The 14,471-nt window shown below is 68.5% G+C and carries 15 protein-coding genes; 4 read left to right on the plus strand and 11 right to left on the minus strand.

Features of this window, described 5'->3' with window-relative positions; translation table 11 throughout:
- Nucleotides 1–65: 65 nt before the first annotated feature.
- The 6 genes from ABEA67_RS05125 to ABEA67_RS05150 form a co-directional block, all read right to left on the minus strand.
- Nucleotides 66–953 carry a cation diffusion facilitator family transporter gene (locus ABEA67_RS05125; RefSeq protein ID WP_345461939.1) on the minus strand — a complete coding sequence of 296 codons (888 nt, stop codon included), beginning with the start codon at nt 951–953 and terminating at the stop codon, nt 66–68.
- Nucleotides 954–1,003: 50 nt separating this feature from the next.
- Nucleotides 1,004–1,717, minus strand: coding sequence for a ZIP family metal transporter (locus tag ABEA67_RS05130; protein WP_345461942.1), 714 nt, complete (start codon nt 1,715–1,717; stop codon nt 1,004–1,006).
- Between the two features lie 260 nt (nt 1,718–1,977).
- Complete coding sequence (locus ABEA67_RS05135; protein WP_345461945.1) at nt 1,978–2,706, minus strand: PIG-L deacetylase family protein; 729 nt, start codon at nt 2,704–2,706, stop codon at nt 1,978–1,980.
- Nucleotides 2,703–3,611 carry a cation diffusion facilitator family transporter gene (locus ABEA67_RS05140; protein WP_345461948.1) on the minus strand — a complete coding sequence of 303 codons (909 nt, stop codon included), beginning with the start codon at nt 3,609–3,611 and terminating at the stop codon, nt 2,703–2,705. The genes ABEA67_RS05135 and ABEA67_RS05140 overlap by 4 nt, the downstream gene beginning before the upstream one ends.
- Complete coding sequence (locus ABEA67_RS05145) at nt 3,608–4,825, minus strand: MFS transporter (RefSeq protein ID WP_345461951.1); 1,218 nt, start codon at nt 4,823–4,825, stop codon at nt 3,608–3,610. The genes ABEA67_RS05140 and ABEA67_RS05145 overlap by 4 nt, the downstream gene beginning before the upstream one ends.
- Complete coding sequence (locus ABEA67_RS05150) at nt 4,822–5,187, minus strand: ArsR/SmtB family transcription factor (protein ID WP_345461954.1); 366 nt, start codon at nt 5,185–5,187, stop codon at nt 4,822–4,824. The genes ABEA67_RS05145 and ABEA67_RS05150 overlap by 4 nt, the downstream gene beginning before the upstream one ends.
- Nucleotides 5,188–5,912: 725 nt before the next feature.
- On the opposite strand from ABEA67_RS05150, the gene ABEA67_RS05155 reads away from it, so the two are divergent.
- The 4 genes from ABEA67_RS05155 (at nt 5,913) to ABEA67_RS05170 (ending at nt 9,646) form a co-directional block, all read left to right on the plus strand.
- Nucleotides 5,913–6,695 (plus strand): TlpA family protein disulfide reductase, encoded by a 783-nt coding sequence (locus tag ABEA67_RS05155; protein ID WP_345461958.1) that lies wholly within the window; start codon nt 5,913–5,915, stop codon nt 6,693–6,695.
- A gap of 195 nt (nt 6,696–6,890) precedes the next feature.
- Nucleotides 6,891–8,519, plus strand: coding sequence for a bifunctional metallophosphatase/5'-nucleotidase (locus ABEA67_RS05160; RefSeq protein WP_345461961.1), 1,629 nt, complete (start codon nt 6,891–6,893; stop codon nt 8,517–8,519).
- A 261-nt stretch (nt 8,520–8,780) separates the two neighbouring features.
- Nucleotides 8,781–9,431: a nucleotidyltransferase family protein gene (locus ABEA67_RS05165; RefSeq protein WP_345461963.1), complete on the plus strand. Its 651-nt coding sequence runs from the start codon at nt 8,781–8,783 to the stop codon at nt 9,429–9,431.
- Nucleotides 9,428–9,646: a hypothetical protein gene (locus ABEA67_RS05170; RefSeq protein ID WP_345461966.1), complete on the plus strand. Its 219-nt coding sequence runs from the start codon at nt 9,428–9,430 to the stop codon at nt 9,644–9,646. Before ABEA67_RS05165 ends, ABEA67_RS05170 begins: the two co-directional genes overlap by 4 nt.
- 25 nt (nt 9,647–9,671) lie before the next feature.
- Here ABEA67_RS05170 and ABEA67_RS05175 read toward each other — a convergent pair whose 3' ends face one another.
- From ABEA67_RS05175 to ABEA67_RS05195, 5 genes are all read right to left on the minus strand, one after another.
- Nucleotides 9,672–11,210: a tetratricopeptide repeat protein gene (locus ABEA67_RS05175; protein WP_345461969.1), complete on the minus strand. Its 1,539-nt coding sequence runs from the start codon at nt 11,208–11,210 to the stop codon at nt 9,672–9,674.
- Nucleotides 11,211–11,239: 29 nt separating this feature from the next.
- On the minus strand, nt 11,240–12,328 hold the full coding sequence (locus ABEA67_RS05180) for a protein kinase domain-containing protein (protein WP_345461972.1): 1,089 nt from the start codon (nt 12,326–12,328) through the stop codon (nt 11,240–11,242).
- A gap of 122 nt (nt 12,329–12,450) precedes the next feature.
- Complete coding sequence (locus tag ABEA67_RS05185) at nt 12,451–13,545, minus strand: sensor histidine kinase (protein WP_345461975.1); 1,095 nt, start codon at nt 13,543–13,545, stop codon at nt 12,451–12,453.
- Complete coding sequence (locus tag ABEA67_RS05190; protein WP_345461978.1) at nt 13,546–14,211, minus strand: response regulator transcription factor; 666 nt, start codon at nt 14,209–14,211, stop codon at nt 13,546–13,548. It abuts the gene before it with no gap.
- A 25-nt stretch (nt 14,212–14,236) separates the two neighbouring features.
- Nucleotides 14,237–14,380: a thioredoxin-like domain-containing protein gene (locus ABEA67_RS05195; protein ID WP_345461981.1), complete on the minus strand. Its 144-nt coding sequence runs from the start codon at nt 14,378–14,380 to the stop codon at nt 14,237–14,239.
- Between the last annotated feature and the right edge of the window lie 91 nt (nt 14,381–14,471).

Consider the following 14,471-nt stretch of genomic DNA (forward strand, 5'->3'; position numbering starts at 1 on the left):
GGCAAGCGCGAGCAGGTCGCGGGTCGGAGAACCGGTTCACAGCTCGTTCCAGAGCATTCTGAGCATTACAGCACTGGCACGCCCGTATGTTTGGCCTTCCCTTCAGGTTCGACGTGGATGGTGACCACTGCACCCTTAACCTCGGCCCGGATGGCTTCCTCGATATGGTCGCAGATGTCGTGCGCCTGGGCGACCCCCATGTCCCCAGGCACGACCAAATGGAACTCGACGAAGGTCGTGTGCCCCGCCTGCCGGGTACGCAGATCATGTGCTTCCAACGCGCCCTGCGCGTGACTGCCAATAATCTCGCGGACGCGCTGCACGGCCTCGTCGGGTGCCCCCGCGTCCATCAGTCCCCCCACGCTGTCCCGCACCAGCCCCCAGCCGGACCACAGGACGTTCAACGCGACCAGGGCCGCCAGAATCGCATCCAGTTGCTCGTACCCGGTCAGGGCCACCAAGGCCACGCCGACCAGAACGCCGATGGACGTCACCACGTCCGTCAGCAGGTACTTCCCGTCGGCTTGCAGGGCCGGGGAGCGCCAGGCGCGGCCACTCCGGATCAGCACGGCGGCCCAGAGGCCGTTCACCACGGACGCCGCACCGTTGATGGCCAGGCCCAGCACCGGCGCGTCGAGTGGCTTGGGATGCAGGAAGGCGTGGTACGCCTCGTTCAGGATGGCGAACGCCGCCCCCAGGATCAGCACACCCTCGATGACGGCGCTGAAATACTCGGCCTTGGTGTGGCCGTAGGGGTGGTTGGCGTCGGCGGGCCGGGCACTGACTTGCAGCGCGATGAAGGCCGCGACGGCCGCCGCGACGTTGATGATGCTCTCCAGCGCGTCCGAAAACAGGGCCACGCTGCCGGTGAGCAGGTAGGCGACGAACTTCAGGCCGAGGACCAGCAGGCCGATCAGGATGCTGCCCAGGGCGAGACGAAGGGTGCGGTTCACAGGAAGACCTCAGAGAAAGCGAGCGAAGCGGGAGAGCAGTCGAGGTTCGGTCACACCAATTGCTCGATAACGAGCAGGGTCAGGAAGCCCAGCGGGAACATGGCGGTGATCAGCGCCGTCTCCCTGACCTCGTGCGCCTCGACCAGGAGTTCCTCGGTGACGAGGTACAGCAGCGCCGCGGCCCCAAAGGCCATGACCACCTCCAGGGTGAAGTCTTGCACGCCGCTCAGCAGGCTCCCGCCGAGGGTGGCCCCCACCAGCAGCGCGAGGGTCAGGCCCGCGACGGTCCCGATGGTTCGTCCCCGGGAGGCGCCGGACTGGGCGAGTTCCGCCGCGACACTCAGGCCCAGGAACAGCAGTTCCAGCGTGAGGGCCACCACCAGCAGCACGCCGACCGTGGGACCGGCGGCGAAACCCACACCGATCAACAGGCCGTCGATGAAGGTATCCAGTCCAACCGCGGCGATGAGCCCGAGGTTCCCTGACCCGGCACGTTCTTCCAGGCGTTCGGTGAACTGCCGCAGCACCAGCATGACCACGACACCGAGGGCGAAGCCCAGGATCAACCCGCTCGGGCGGTGCTGGGCCGTGATCTCCGGCAGGAGTTCCCCGGCGACGGCGGCCATCACCACACCCGCCGCGAGGTGCTGGAAGGCGCTGCGGGTCAGTGCGCTCGGGACACGGAACGTGGCCCACACGCCCCCGAGAAGAGTGGCGGCCACCGGGATCAGGGTGAACTCCAGAATCGGCAGGACGTTCGGCATAGGATTCCTTTCAACACACCCGGATGGGGAAGGGCATGCCGGGCCGGGAAACAACACGGGAACGGCGCATTCACCACCGACGCCCAGGTCGCGTCTGATGGAAGAACATCTGGCGCTTTCCCAAATGTTCTTCCATCGCCGCCACCCCGTATTGTTTGCCACTCACTCCGCTCAGTGGATTCCAGGGAAGAGGGCACCATTTGGTCTTGAGTGGCCGCATCCACCTTTCCCGGAACAGCACACCACCACACGCCCAGGGGCTAAGCACGCCGGTCCAGTTCCAGTACCTTGAAGACTTCGACGGCGGTCAGCCCATACCCGGCCCCGCAGCGCGCCGACCGCGCGGTCCAGCTCTTGCGCAGCGCCTGCGCGTCCCGGGTCTGACTCGCGTGGGCGAGCCGGGCCTCGACCTTGCGTTCCAGCGTGGTCTGAATGTCCACCGCGCGGTCGGCGACCGAACTGGCGAACAGCCAGACCTCCCGGACCCGGTGGGGCGCGAGGCCAGCCAGGAGCGGCTCACCCTCGAAGGCGAGGCGGGAGCGGGCCAGCGGCGCGACGGCATCCAGGGCGGCGCGGCCCACCGCCCGGTGGTCCGGGTGGCTCAGGTAAGGCGGGTAGGGATGCTCGGGATCGAAGGTGAACACCACGTCGGGGCAGTGCTCCCGGATGGCCTGGATGAGCATGATTTTGAGGGCACGGTTGTTCTCCACCTCCCCGTCGGGGAGCCGCAGGAAGGTGACGTTCTCGATGCCGAGCAGGGAGGCGCCCCGCCGTGCCTCCGCCTCGCGGCGCTCCCGCAGGCTCTGCCGGGTGTCTTGCGGGTCACGGCTGCCCGCCTCCCCGCTGGTGGCGAGCAGCAGATGGACGTGTACCCCCGCGTCGGCCAGCAGGGCCACGGTCCCCCCGCACCAGCTTTCCAGATCGTCTGGGTGGGCGGCGATCACCAGCGCCCGGGGCACGTCCAGGGGTGGGGAAGCAGTTCCGCTCATACCACGTGATCCGGCGCGTACCGGCAGGCGTCCGCCCCCCCGTACTCCACCTGCAACGTGGCGTGCTCGATGCCGAACTCATCGTGCAGTTCGTGTTGCACCTGGGTGTAGAAGGTGTCGTTTGGGATGCCCCGGGGCATGACCAAATGCACGGTCAGAGCCGTCTCGGTGGTACTCATGCCCCAGACGTGCAGGTCATGGACCTCGACCACGCCGGGGAGAGCGGCGAGGTACGCCTTGATCGCCCCCGGGTCCACTCCTTCCGGTACGGCGTCCAGCGAGAGGTTGACGCTCTCGCGCAGCAGGCCCCAGGTGCCCAGCAGGATCACGGCGGCCACCAGCAGGCTGATCGTGGGATCGAGCCACAGCCAACCCGTGAAGGCGATCAGTGCCCCGGCGATCACCACGCCCAGCGACACCAGGGCATCGGCGGCCATATGCTGAAAGGCGCTGCGGAGATTGAGGTCGTGCTTGCTGCCGGAAGCGAACAGGTACGCGGTGACGGCGTTGATCACGATGCCGACCGCCGCGACCCACATGACGGTGCCCGCCGCGACGGGTTCAGGGTGGCCGAAGCGGCGGACGGCTTCCACCAGGAGGGCGCCAACCGCCATGAACAGCAGGACCGCGTTGGCCAGGGAGGCAAGGATACTGCTGCGCCGCAGACCGTAGGTGTAGCGTGCCGAGGGTTTGCGCCTGGCCAGGACGTAGGCACCCCAGGAGATCAGCAGGCCCAGCACGTCCGAGGCGTTGTGTCCCGCGTCCGCGACCAGGGCCAGGGAACGGGACAGGAACCCGGAGGTGAGTTCCAGCAGGACGAAGGCGACGTTCAGCGTAATGCCGACAGCGAAGGCGCGGCCGTAGTTGGCGGGGCCGTGTGAGTGGCCATGATGGGCGTGGGTCATTCCCGGTGCCTTTGCAGGGGAGTGGTCTGGGCGATGTGGGTGAACTGCACGGCGGCGAGCACGGCGAGGGCGATCAGGCCGCCGATCAGGAAGGCGTGCGAGGTGAAGCGCGACCCTAGGAACCCGGCCAGCGGATACGCGAAGGCCCACCAGAGGTGACTCCAGGCGAAGTGCGCCCCGTACACCCGGCCCTGCGCGGCCTCCTCGGTGCGTTCGGCGAGGAGGGTCTCGGTGGGCAGGTTCACCCAGTTCTGGCCCACACCGGCGAGCAGCCAGAAGCCCATCAGCGGCGCGAGCGTCACGAGGTCGCCTGGCAGGATCGCCAGAGCCGTGACGAGAGCGCCCAGCAGGATGAAGCGAGTGCGCGGCCAGCGCTTTCCGACCAACCCGACGACGAGGGAGGCGAGGGTCGCGCCCAGCCCGTAGGTGGCCATCACCCAGCCGTAGGGCGCTTCCCCGAGTTGGAGGCCGCTCCGCACCCGCGTCACCGTCTCCACTAGGATCAGCGCCCCGGCAATAGCCGCGACCAGTTCCATCAAGAGGGCGAAGCGGATGGGTGGGTCCCGCCACAGCCGGGCGGTGCCGTCCCGCACGTCCGCCCAGGTCTCGCCCTGCACCTTGCCCCGCTGCGCCCGCAGGGCAGGCAGGGTCAGAATCAGCAGGCCCGAGAGCAGGAAACTCGCGGCGTCGATGAAGAACAGCTCCCGGCCGCCGACCCAGGCGGCGACCAGACCGGCAAGGCCGGGACCGGCGATCCCGATGAGTTCCGTGGTCGCGCTGGAGAGCGCGAAGGCCTGGCCGCTGTCCTCGCGTCCAACCACCAGGGGGACCGTGGCCTGGTTGGTGGGGGTGAAGAAGGCGGTGAGGGCGTTGAGGAGGAACATCAGCACGTACACCTGCCAGGTGGCGTGCACGAAGGGCATCAGGCCAATGACGGCCATCCGTCCGAAGTCACATCCCACCAGCAGCCACTTGCGGTTCACGCGGTCGGCGACAACACCTGCCAGTGGAGAGAACAGCACGAAGGCGGCCACCCGCAGAGTGAGCGCGAGGCCCAGCACCGGGGCCGCGTCCTGCCCGCCGGTGAGCTGATAGGCCAGGAGGGCCAGGCCGACCCAGGTGAGGGCATCCCCGACCTGGCTGACTGTCTGCGCGGCGTAGAGTCGAGCGAAGCGGGAGTTGCGTAGGGCACCGAAGAGAGGGGGGGCGTTCAATGGACGCCTCCAGGCACGGGATCAGCAGCCGGATGGTCCGGGAGGCCGAGGCGTTCGTGCTGAGCATGGCTGAAGGCCTCCCGGACGAGGCGGGCGACGTGGGTGTCCGCCAGGCGGTAGTGGACGCTGGTGCCTTCCCGGCGGGTTTTCACGAGGTCGGCACTTCTCAGCAGGGCCAGGTGACGGCTGACCGTGCTCTGCGGCTGGTCGAGGGCCTCGACGAGTTGGGTCACGCTGCGCTCACCCGCGATCAGCAGCAACACGAGCTGCACGCGGATGGGTTCGGAGAGGGCCTTGAAGACCTCTGTCACGCGGGCCAGGTCGTCCGGATGGGGTTGGGGGGGAACCGCATGCTCGTGCATCTGTCCACTTTAACACTTATATTTGTCTTTCCGAATATACAGAATTATAGGTTAAGGTGGAAGAGTGCCGTGTACCGCTCACATTCCAGCGCAGCAGATCGCGGGCACCATCGCCCGTAGCGACGACGCACGCCTCCCTGTCGGCTCAGCCGTGGGATTGCGCCTCGCAGACTTCGAAGGCATCTCCGAGACCAGCGTTACCTTCCAGGGAACCATCTATCCGATTCTTGTTCTCAGCCATGAGCGCCATCCCAATGGGGACAGCGATGTGACGTTTGCGTTGCTGCCTGCAGGAGAGTGAGCTGGCGGTCACGTCTCCTGTACACCAGCCTGAATTCCACGGCTCGTCCCTTGACAGGATTTTTACACCCCTGCTGGACAATCTCTTTCGGAAGAGACCCCGCTTCTGGTGGGCACACCTACCCCTTGCGCTCCACGTGTCACCGCCAGGACGCTGGCTTACCGCTCCGGAGGGTGCAGCGGTGCCAGGGCGTACGGAAGGCCCCACTCTTTCAGGAGGAACACCTTGACGGCACAGCATCGCCCGACCAGACTCAGCCCCCTGGCATGCCGGCGCTCATGTGGCCTATCCACCGGAGCATGAGCGGCGCAGGGCACGCCAGGACCGGTAACAGCCGGTGGCCCGGTCCCACCAGCGGCAGCCTGGGGAACACGCCTGAGGCCGAGGACCCCCCTGTCCCTCACCGCCAGCCCTGGGAGCCCGGGTGAACATCGCACCGGACGCCCTGACGATCGGCCCGCTGGTGATCGGCTGGTCGCAGTTGACGCTGCTGCTCGGCCTGCTGGCCTGGTCCTCCCTGGCGCGGTTCCGGGGAGCGGCCAAGGCGGCGCTCGTGGCGCTGGTCACCGCCCGCCTCTGGGCGTCCCTCCCTGGCGTCTTTGGGGACCTGAGCCAGCCGCTGGGCGCGCAGGTGCTCGAACTGCTGGACGTGCGGCGAGGAAGCTGGGCGTGGGGACCCGGACTCGCCGCAGGCCTGGTCGCACTGTGGTGGCCCCGCCGCCAGTTCCCCGCCCGCTTGCCCTTCCCGCTGCTCGTCACGGTCCTGGCAGGCTTGCTGCCCCTGCTGCTCAGGCCGACCCCCGCAGTGCAGACCTTCCCGGCGGTGCTCTTCCCGCGCCTCATGGGCAACACCATCTCCCGCCCCGTCCCGCTGCCCCGCCCGGGCGTGGTGAACGTCTGGGCCACCTGGTGCCCGCCCTGCCGGGCGGAAATGCCGCTCCTGATGCGGGCCGTCCAGGCGGGTGAACCGGTGGTGCTGCTGAACGTCGGTGAACCGGCCGACCGGGTTCAGGCGTTCCTCCGCTCCTACCCGGCCCCGAATACCACCTGGCTGGGTGGGGAAGCCGTCACCGGGAGGCTGCGGGTCAGCGGCTTCCCCACCACCTTCGCCGTGAATGCCCAGGGGCGCATCGTCGCCCGTCACCTCGGCCCGCTCAGCAGCGCCCAACTGCAAGCCCTGCTCCGGCAGGCCAAGGAAATGCCGTGACAGACGGCACCCCGCTCCCCCGCGCGTAAATGATCGGGCGCAGCGGCCCTGCCGTTCTCACGCTTCACCAAGACCAGCACGCTGAGGCCTACACTGAACCCACGTCCACCCGCGAAGAGGCTCATCCTGACGCCCAGGAGGGGCGCCTGACCTTCGCACCGGGGTTGAACCGCCGCCCTGGGATCAGGAGGACCTATGCCAAGGAAGCTTCTCCCCCTCGCCGCCCTGACCCTCGCGCTCGCCGCATGCTCCTCCAGCCTGACCCCGCCGGGACCGCCCACCACGATCCAGTTGCTTGACATCTCCGACTGGCACGCCCAGCTCGACCCACTCACTGTCGGCAGCGGCACGAGCGCCTTCCAGGTCGGTGGCGCGGCGGTCCTGAGTGCGTACTTCAAGCAGGACCGCGCGAACAATCCGAATACCCTGACCGTCACCGCAGGGGACGCCTACGGCGCGTCCCCGCCCCTGTCGAGCTTCTTCGGTGAGATGCCCGCCATCGAGGCGATGAACGCGATGGGTTTTGACGCCGATACCTTCGGCAACCACAACTTTGATCGGGGCACGGCGGCCCTCCAGGGTCTGATCGACAAAGCCAAGTTCTCGTACGTCGCGGCAAACCTGAAGAACCTTGACGCGAACCTCAAGAATGTCGCGCCATACAAGATCTTCACTGTTGGTGGGGTCAAGGTGGCCGTCATCGGGTTGGTGAACCCCGAGGCCCCCACGCTGGTCGCACCGGGCGCGCTCGGCACGCTGCAGATCACCGACCCAGTCGCCGCCGCCACCCAGGCCCGCGCCTCCGCCCAAGCGCAAGGGGCCCAGGTCTTCGTCGCAATCACGCATCTGGGCGTGACCAGCAAGGACCCTGCCACGCAGGCCCCTTCGGGTCCGCTGATCGACTTCGCGAAGAGCGTCCGCGGCTTCGACGTGATCTTCGGCGACCATACCAACGAGCAGTTCAGCGGCGTGATCGGTGAAGCGCTGGTCGTCGAGAACCTCAGCAAAGGCGCGACGTACGCGAAGGTGAACGTCACGTACGATCCGGCGAGTCGCCGAGTGACTGACCGCACCAACACCTTCGTGGTGCCGCGCGCGGACGCGGTCACGCCCGACCCGGCGGTTGTGCAGGCGCTGGCGCCCTACCGCACGCAGCTCGCGCAGCAGCTCGACCGCAAGATCGGGGTGGCCACCGACCTGTTCCCGCGCGGCAACAACATCGAGCGCCTCGGGGAAGTCGCGCTGGGGGACCTGATTGCCGACGCCTTCCGGGCGCGGTACGGCACCCAGTTGGCCATTCAGAACGGCGGGAGCATTCGCAGTTCGCTCCCCTCCAGTTACGCGCCTCAGGACAAGAGCCTGCGCCGCCCTGCACCCGGCTACCAGCCCGGCCCCCCCTACGACATCGTGGCGGGGGACGTGTACAGCGTCCTGCCCTTTGGCAACACCGTCGTGACCCGCACCGTCACGGGGGCGCAGCTGTACGCGGCGCTGGAGAACAGCGTCTCCATGCTGCCCGCCGCCAGCGGACGCTTCCTGCAGATCTCGGGCTTCTCGTTCACCTATGACCCCAGCAAACCGGTGGGCTCCCGCATTGTCAGCGTGACGCTCGACGGTGGCACGCCGATCCTGAAAGATGCCACGACGTACACCCTCGCGCTGAGCGACTTCACCAACAGCGGTGGGGACGAGTACACCATGTTCGCCGATGGCCAGGGCACCACCCGTGAACTGGACGCCCAGGTGGTCCTCGAGTACATCCAGCAGCGGGGCACGGTCACGCCAACCGTGGGGCAGCGCATCCGCGCCGTCGGCGGAACCTGACCCCCAGAGACCCCAGGCCCGTACAGGTGGGCGGCTCTCCAGGGTCGTCCACTTGGCTATTGAACGGCACGAAGGGTCCCCCGAGGTCAAGGCACCCCTGGGAAAGTCGCTCTGACAGTCGTCCCTTCGCCTGTGGCCCCCTGCTGCCCTCCGGCTCACGTTCGAGCCGCCCGGTGTTCGGCTGCGCCCCTTCAGAGCGCAGGCAAGCAGGCAGGTGACCCGTCCCGCGTCCCGGTTCTACACTGCCGGGCAGAACCTGCCATGTCCCAGACCGACCCCGCTCCCCCCTTGCCAGAACCCTACGCTGAGCTGAGCCGCGCCTTGAAGCGCCGCTACCCTCAGGATCCTTCACAACTGAGACAGCGCGCGGCGGATGCCCGAACGGCCTACGACGAGGCGGTCCAACGGCAGGGCTGGTTCGCCGAACGGCTGCTGGCGCTGGGCACCGCGATGAAGTGCCCGGCGTTCCCCCGCCCGGACGGCATCAAGTCCTGGGCGCGGCTGGAGGAAAAAACGAACCTGTTCGGGTTTCCACCGCTGGATATCCTGGCGGGGAAGATCGTGTTCACCTCCCTGGCGGACCTGTACGCCTCGGCCGCGCTGGTCAGCGGACCCTTTGTGGTCGCGGGCTTCCGTGACCGCTTCCTGCAGCCGCGCGCCAGCGGGTACCGCGACATGCAGTTCATCGTGGACCTGGACGGCCACTACGCGGAGGTGAAGTTGGTCCTGGCCGCCTTCGATGAGCTGGACATCTACGAGCACCGCCTGTACGAGGTGCGGCGAACGCTGGAAACGCTGCCGCAACTGTCCAAAGTCCAGACGGTTGTCCTGGAAACCCTTGACGATGCGAGTACACTGATGTTCTCCCGGGTCTGGCACAGCCTGGTGACGGAAGGGCAGGTGGAGGAATGACGAAGTACTACATGGTCGGCGCAGTCCCGGTGAAGGTGGTCCGCCAGGAAGAGGGCCAGACCGTCATTCTGGCCTTCAACGTGCACCTGGGCCGCTTCGAATCCAACTCCCGCTACTACAGCATGATTCGCCGTGACGACACCGGGCTGGTGCGCCAGGTGACCGAAGAGGAATTCGAGTTCGCGGTGGAGCAGCTGAGACAGAAAGCTTCCTGAACGCCAGGGATGCCCCCTGCCGCCTTCACCCGAAGAGCGTGGGGGGCAGAACCTCCGGGGGAACCCCGAGGCGCTGCATCTGGGTCCGGAGATGCGCCACGGCCAGGTCCACGTCTGGCGAGGTGAAGGCGCGCGCTTCCTCCAGCGCCCGGAGGAGCACCGCCGGTGCCCGCTCATCGCCGCAGCGGAGCAGCTCCCGGGCAAGATTGAGCTGGGCAATCACGGCGCGCTGCGGGAACGCGCTGCGCTTGGCCAGGGCCGCCGCCGCCTCGTAAAGCTGGACGCCTGCGTCCGGCTGGCCCCGCCGGAACAGCAGCAGGCCCTGCGTGGCCACCAGGTTCGCCCCGTTCCAGACGTTCCCGGGTGCCGTGGCCGCCTGGGCGCGCCGCAGGTACGCTTCCGCGTCGTCCAGTTGATCGGCAATCGCCAGGTAGAAGGCCATGTTGTTCAACATGACCTCGTCGGCCGGATGGGCCGTGAGACCGAGCCGGGTCAGTTCAATCGCCCGGGCCGGTGTGGGATCCAGGGCACCGGCCAGGTATGCCGCCATAATCACCGGGGTAGAGGCGAACGGCTCGTCCTGCAGCCAGCACTCGAAGGCGTCCCGCGCGGCCTCAAAACGGGACAGGCTGTACCGCTCCCAGGCGCGCATCTCGAAGTTCCGCGGAACACTCTTCAGCAGTTGCTCGTCCAGGGGAACCTGCACCTGCGGCGCCACCCACTGCACCTGCGCGACCGCGTTCTCGGTGGGCTGCTCGAGGGCCTGCCGGAACATCTTCCGCACGCGCTTGCTTTTCCCCCCATCCTTGAGTTCCAGCGTCCCCAGCGCGGCGGCCAGCTCACTGATGTGGAGGGGGTCGAGATCCCAGTTCTCCACCAAGTCACGCGCCCGGCGAACAAACCTGGGCGCGACCCCCGCCACCATGGACGCGCTGATTTCCGCGGCGATCAGCCAGGGATCGTGCGGCGTGCGGACCGAGCGGCGCAGGAGCGTCACGGCCGCGCGGGGGTCGTGCGTGTGCACGTGAAACCGCACGGCGGTGCGCAGGGCAAAGCGGTGCTGCGGCGCCAACGCGAGCGCCACCTGAAGATGCCGCTCGGCCCGCTGCGCCTGCCCCAGGGCCGCGTAGGCGCGCGCCAGGTCCAGGTGCATCAGGGGGTTGTGCGGGAATTCGCGCAGGAGGGGGCGCAGCCGCCGGACCTCCGCCTGGACGGTCAGCAGACCGGTACTCTGCGGTGCCTGGATGCCCGCCTCACCGGGCGCGGGCAGCGCCAGCAGTGTCCGTGCCGACGCCAGGGCGGCGGGCGTCGTCTGCTCGGCATTCAGCAGCAGGTAGACGGCGGCTTCTTCCGCCACGTCGGGCCGGTTCATCAGGACGGCGGTGCCCGTTAGTTCCGCCGCCCGGCCCACGCTGGGCTTCGCCCCGAACTCCCGTTGCAGGGTCACCAGCCGCTGCACGCCCGCCTGCTGCGCGCGGGCTTTCTCGTCCGCGCCGGCACGCTGCAAGCTCCGCATTTCCCCGGTTTCGACGGCGGCGCGCGTGTCCCGCCAACGGGGAAGCACCCGGCGGTTCCTGGGCCTCGCGGGCAAACTCACGGCCTGCTCCCCCGTTTCCGCGCGAGGCTGGCTTTCATCGCCAGTCGGTCGTACAGGCTGATGTACCGCTCCAGCCCGAGTGGGTTGAGGCCGGACAGGTTGCGGGGATGCCCCCGGCGCGCGGGGTCCGGGTGGCAGAGTTCCCGGATGCTGCGCGTCACCTCGCCAGCGACACTGGGATGCAGGCGTGGCCGGAGCGCCCCCTCCACCTCACGGGCGGCGCGGTCGAAGGCCGCCAGCAGGTGCGGCAGGGCTTCCTCGAAAGGCCCGGTGAAGTCCCCGCCCCAGAAGAGCGGCAGCAGTTCCTCCGGCAACTCCCGCTTCAGGAAGGTGTTGAAGTGCTGATGCGTGAAGAGAAACGTGATCAGGCCGCCCAGCATGTACAGGTCGCAGCGCCGGCCATGCTGCCAGGCGTCCGCCTGCTCGGCGAGGTACGGCACTTCCGGAGGCGCGCAGTCCCAGCTGCCCGCGAACGCTTTGCTGCCATGCGGGGAAGTCCCGGAGGCGTCCACCGCGGTCCCCAGGTCCCCGATCTTTGACCCCAGCGCCTCGAACACCAGCACGTTGGCCGGCTTGACGTCGTTGTGCGCGAACCTGGCGGTGTGGAGCTGGTGCAGGCCCACCGCCACATGGTGGATGCACCTCAGCAGCCAGACGTCGTCGACGGCCGTCGCTTCCAGATGGTCGCGGACGTCCCCGTCAGCCCGGTCGAACACGATGTACGGCACCGGGATGAGGGCGCCCGGGATGCGGTGTTCACCGTGAGCAATCGCGTGGACGACCCGGCTCAGGCGCATGTCGCTGCAGTGCTCGAGCAGGCTCACCTCGAAGTTGAACTGCTCGGTGACCTCCTGAAGCGCGCGCATCACGTTTCTGGCCTGAATGATGCCCGATAGGTCGATGGCTTTCAGAAACCCCAGGTGCCCGTCTTCGCGCTCGACGAAGTACCCCACGGATTGGTGCCCCCCGGCGGGCTGCCCTTTGACTGTGGTCGCCCGTCCGGTGACACGCCAGCCCCCCTCCAGGGTCAAACCGTGCAAAAACAGGGCGGGATGCGTGCTGAGCGTGGGTGGGGGTGACGTCATGACGGGGAGCCTCCAGTCGTGAAGCACATTGTCGCCCAGAGGCCGCCTGCAGGGAAGCGATGTTGAGCAGCAACCGTGAGGAGGCCGGGCACAAGGCGGATGTCCCCCCTCCCGTGCGGCCGTCAGGCCGCTGCGGGACTCAGCGGGACGGTCCAGCGGAAGGTGCTCCCCTGCCCGGGCACGGAGGTCGCGGTCAGGTCGCCCTGCATCGCCCGCGCGAGGCCGCGGGCGATGGTCAGGCCCACGCCGCTGCCTTCCCCCGGGGTGCGGGCGGCGTCCACCCGGTAAAACCGTTCGAACACGCGGTCCAGGTGTTCGGGCGCGATGCCGCTGCCGGTGTCTGCGACCGCGACGGTGACCTCGGCACCGTGCACGCCCGCCCAGACCCGCACCGTTCCGCCTGCCGGCGTGTGCTTCAGCGCGTTGCTCAGCAGGTTGGCAAGCACCTGCTGCGCGCGCTGGGCGTCCACCCACACCACGACATCGGCGGCGGGCCGCTCCACCTCCAGGGTGACGCCGCGGTCCTCGAAGGCCAGGTGGAAGCGGTCCTGGGCCTGACGGAGCAGGTCCCCCAGCGGGACGCTCCTCAGGTGCAGCTCGACCCGCCCACCCTCGACGCGGCTGACCAGGCTGAGGTCGTGCGTGAGGCGTTCCATGCCCGCGACCTCCCGGGCAATCGCCGCCAGGGCCTTGTCGGCGGGGAGAATGCCGTCCTGCGCCGCCTCCGCGTACCCGCGCACGGCAGCGACGGGGGTGCGCAGTTCGTGGGCGACATTGCCGATCAGTTCCGCGCGCGTCTGCTCGACCCGCGCGAGGGCGCCCGCCATGGTGTTGAAACTGCGCGCGAGTTCCGTGAGTTCGTCCTCCCCGTCTTCCGGCAGGCGGCGGTCGTACTGGCCGCTGGCAATCGCCCGGCTTCCCGCCTGAAGGTGACGCACCGAGGCGGTCACCCGCCGCGCCGCGACCCAGGCGGTCAGGACCGCGACGAGCAGCGCCAGCGGCAGCGCCGCGAGCAGGGCGCGTGTCAGGGTAAGACGCATGCCGTTGGTCAGATCCGAGCGCATGTGGTTGCCTTGCGTTCCGATCAGTTCCATCATCTGCGCCACGTGATGCTGGATAAAGGGCTGAGCGGACAGCTCCGCAACGATAAGCAGCATGGACGCCGTGACGGTCACGACGACGAGGTGGTTCAGCAGCAGGCGGGGGAACAGGCGCATTCAGTCCTCCCGGAAACGGTACCCCAGCCCCCGCACCGTCTCGATGAACGTCGGCGCGTCCGCGTCATCCCCGAGTTTGCGGCGCAGCGCGGTGATGTGCATGTCCACGACCCGCGTCACGCCGGGGTAGTCCGGCCCCCACACGCGCTCCACCAGCCGCTCCCGTGACCAGACCAGCCCGGGGTGCTGCGCCAGCGTCGTCAGCAGGTCGAACTCGGTGCGCGAGAGCGAGAGCGGCTGGCCGTGCAGGGTGGCGGACCGGCCAGCCAGGTCCAGGGTGAGCGGTCCCGCCTCGATACGCTCCCGCACGCCCACCCGGCGCAGCAGCGCCCGCACCCGGGCCACCACCTCCCGTGGGCTGAACGGCTTGACCACGTAATCGTCGGCACCGGCGTTCAGGCCCGCCAGACGGTCTTCCACCTCACCCCGGGCGGTGAGCAGCAGCACCGGCAACTGCGGGTGTTCGCGGCGGGCGTGGGCGGTGAGTTCCACCCCGCTCATGCCCGGCAGCATCCAGTCGATGATCGCCACGTCGGCCCGGGCCAGCAGCGGCAGGGCCGCCAGGCCGTCGTCCTCGATCATCACCGAGTGTCCCTCTGCCGCCAGGTACGCGGTGAGAATCTCCAGGATGGCCGGGTCGTCGTCCACGATCAGAACAACAGCCATCCGCCCTCCCCCCAGCCCCGGACGTTCATCCGGTGCCCCCGTCCCCACCGGAACACGTCGCGCCCCGCTCCGGCGTTCCCAGTCCCGGCTTGTCCCGGTCGATGAACTGCGGTACGCCGGGGTCCGCCAGGTCGCCCACCGCATGGGTATTCCAGGCGGTCAGCATCACCGGCGACGACGGAGGCTTGCGAGGAGAGGCCAGCCCGTGGGTTCACTCCTCGGGTTGACCCATGAGCAGGGCATTTTCGGCAATCCTGAGG

Source organism: Deinococcus carri, from assembly GCF_039545055.1.
Taxonomy (GTDB): domain Bacteria; phylum Deinococcota; class Deinococci; order Deinococcales; family Deinococcaceae; genus Deinococcus; species Deinococcus carri.

Coding starts and splice junctions, on each gene's coding strand:
- ABEA67_RS05130 (WP_345461942.1), bottom strand. CDS start 1,717: ATGCCGAACGTCCTGCCGATTCTGGAGTTCACCCTGATCCCGGTGGCC.
- ABEA67_RS05135 (WP_345461945.1), bottom strand. CDS start 2,706: ATGAGCGGAACTGCTTCCCCACCCCTGGACGTGCCCCGGGCGCTGGTG.
- ABEA67_RS05140 (WP_345461948.1), bottom strand. CDS start 3,611: ATGACCCACGCCCATCATGGCCACTCACACGGCCCCGCCAACTACGGC.
- ABEA67_RS05150 (WP_345461954.1), bottom strand. CDS start 5,187: ATGCACGAGCATGCGGTTCCCCCCCAACCCCATCCGGACGACCTGGCC.
- ABEA67_RS05160 (WP_345461961.1), top strand. CDS start 6,891: ATGCCAAGGAAGCTTCTCCCCCTCGCCGCCCTGACCCTCGCGCTCGCC.
- ABEA67_RS05165 (WP_345461963.1), top strand. CDS start 8,781: ATGTCCCAGACCGACCCCGCTCCCCCCTTGCCAGAACCCTACGCTGAG.
- ABEA67_RS05170 (WP_345461966.1), top strand. CDS start 9,428: ATGACGAAGTACTACATGGTCGGCGCAGTCCCGGTGAAGGTGGTCCGC.
- ABEA67_RS05180 (WP_345461972.1), bottom strand. CDS start 12,328: ATGACGTCACCCCCACCCACGCTCAGCACGCATCCCGCCCTGTTTTTG.
- ABEA67_RS05185 (WP_345461975.1), bottom strand. CDS start 13,545: ATGCGCCTGTTCCCCCGCCTGCTGCTGAACCACCTCGTCGTCGTGACC.
- ABEA67_RS05190 (WP_345461978.1), bottom strand. CDS start 14,211: ATGGCTGTTGTTCTGATCGTGGACGACGACCCGGCCATCCTGGAGATT.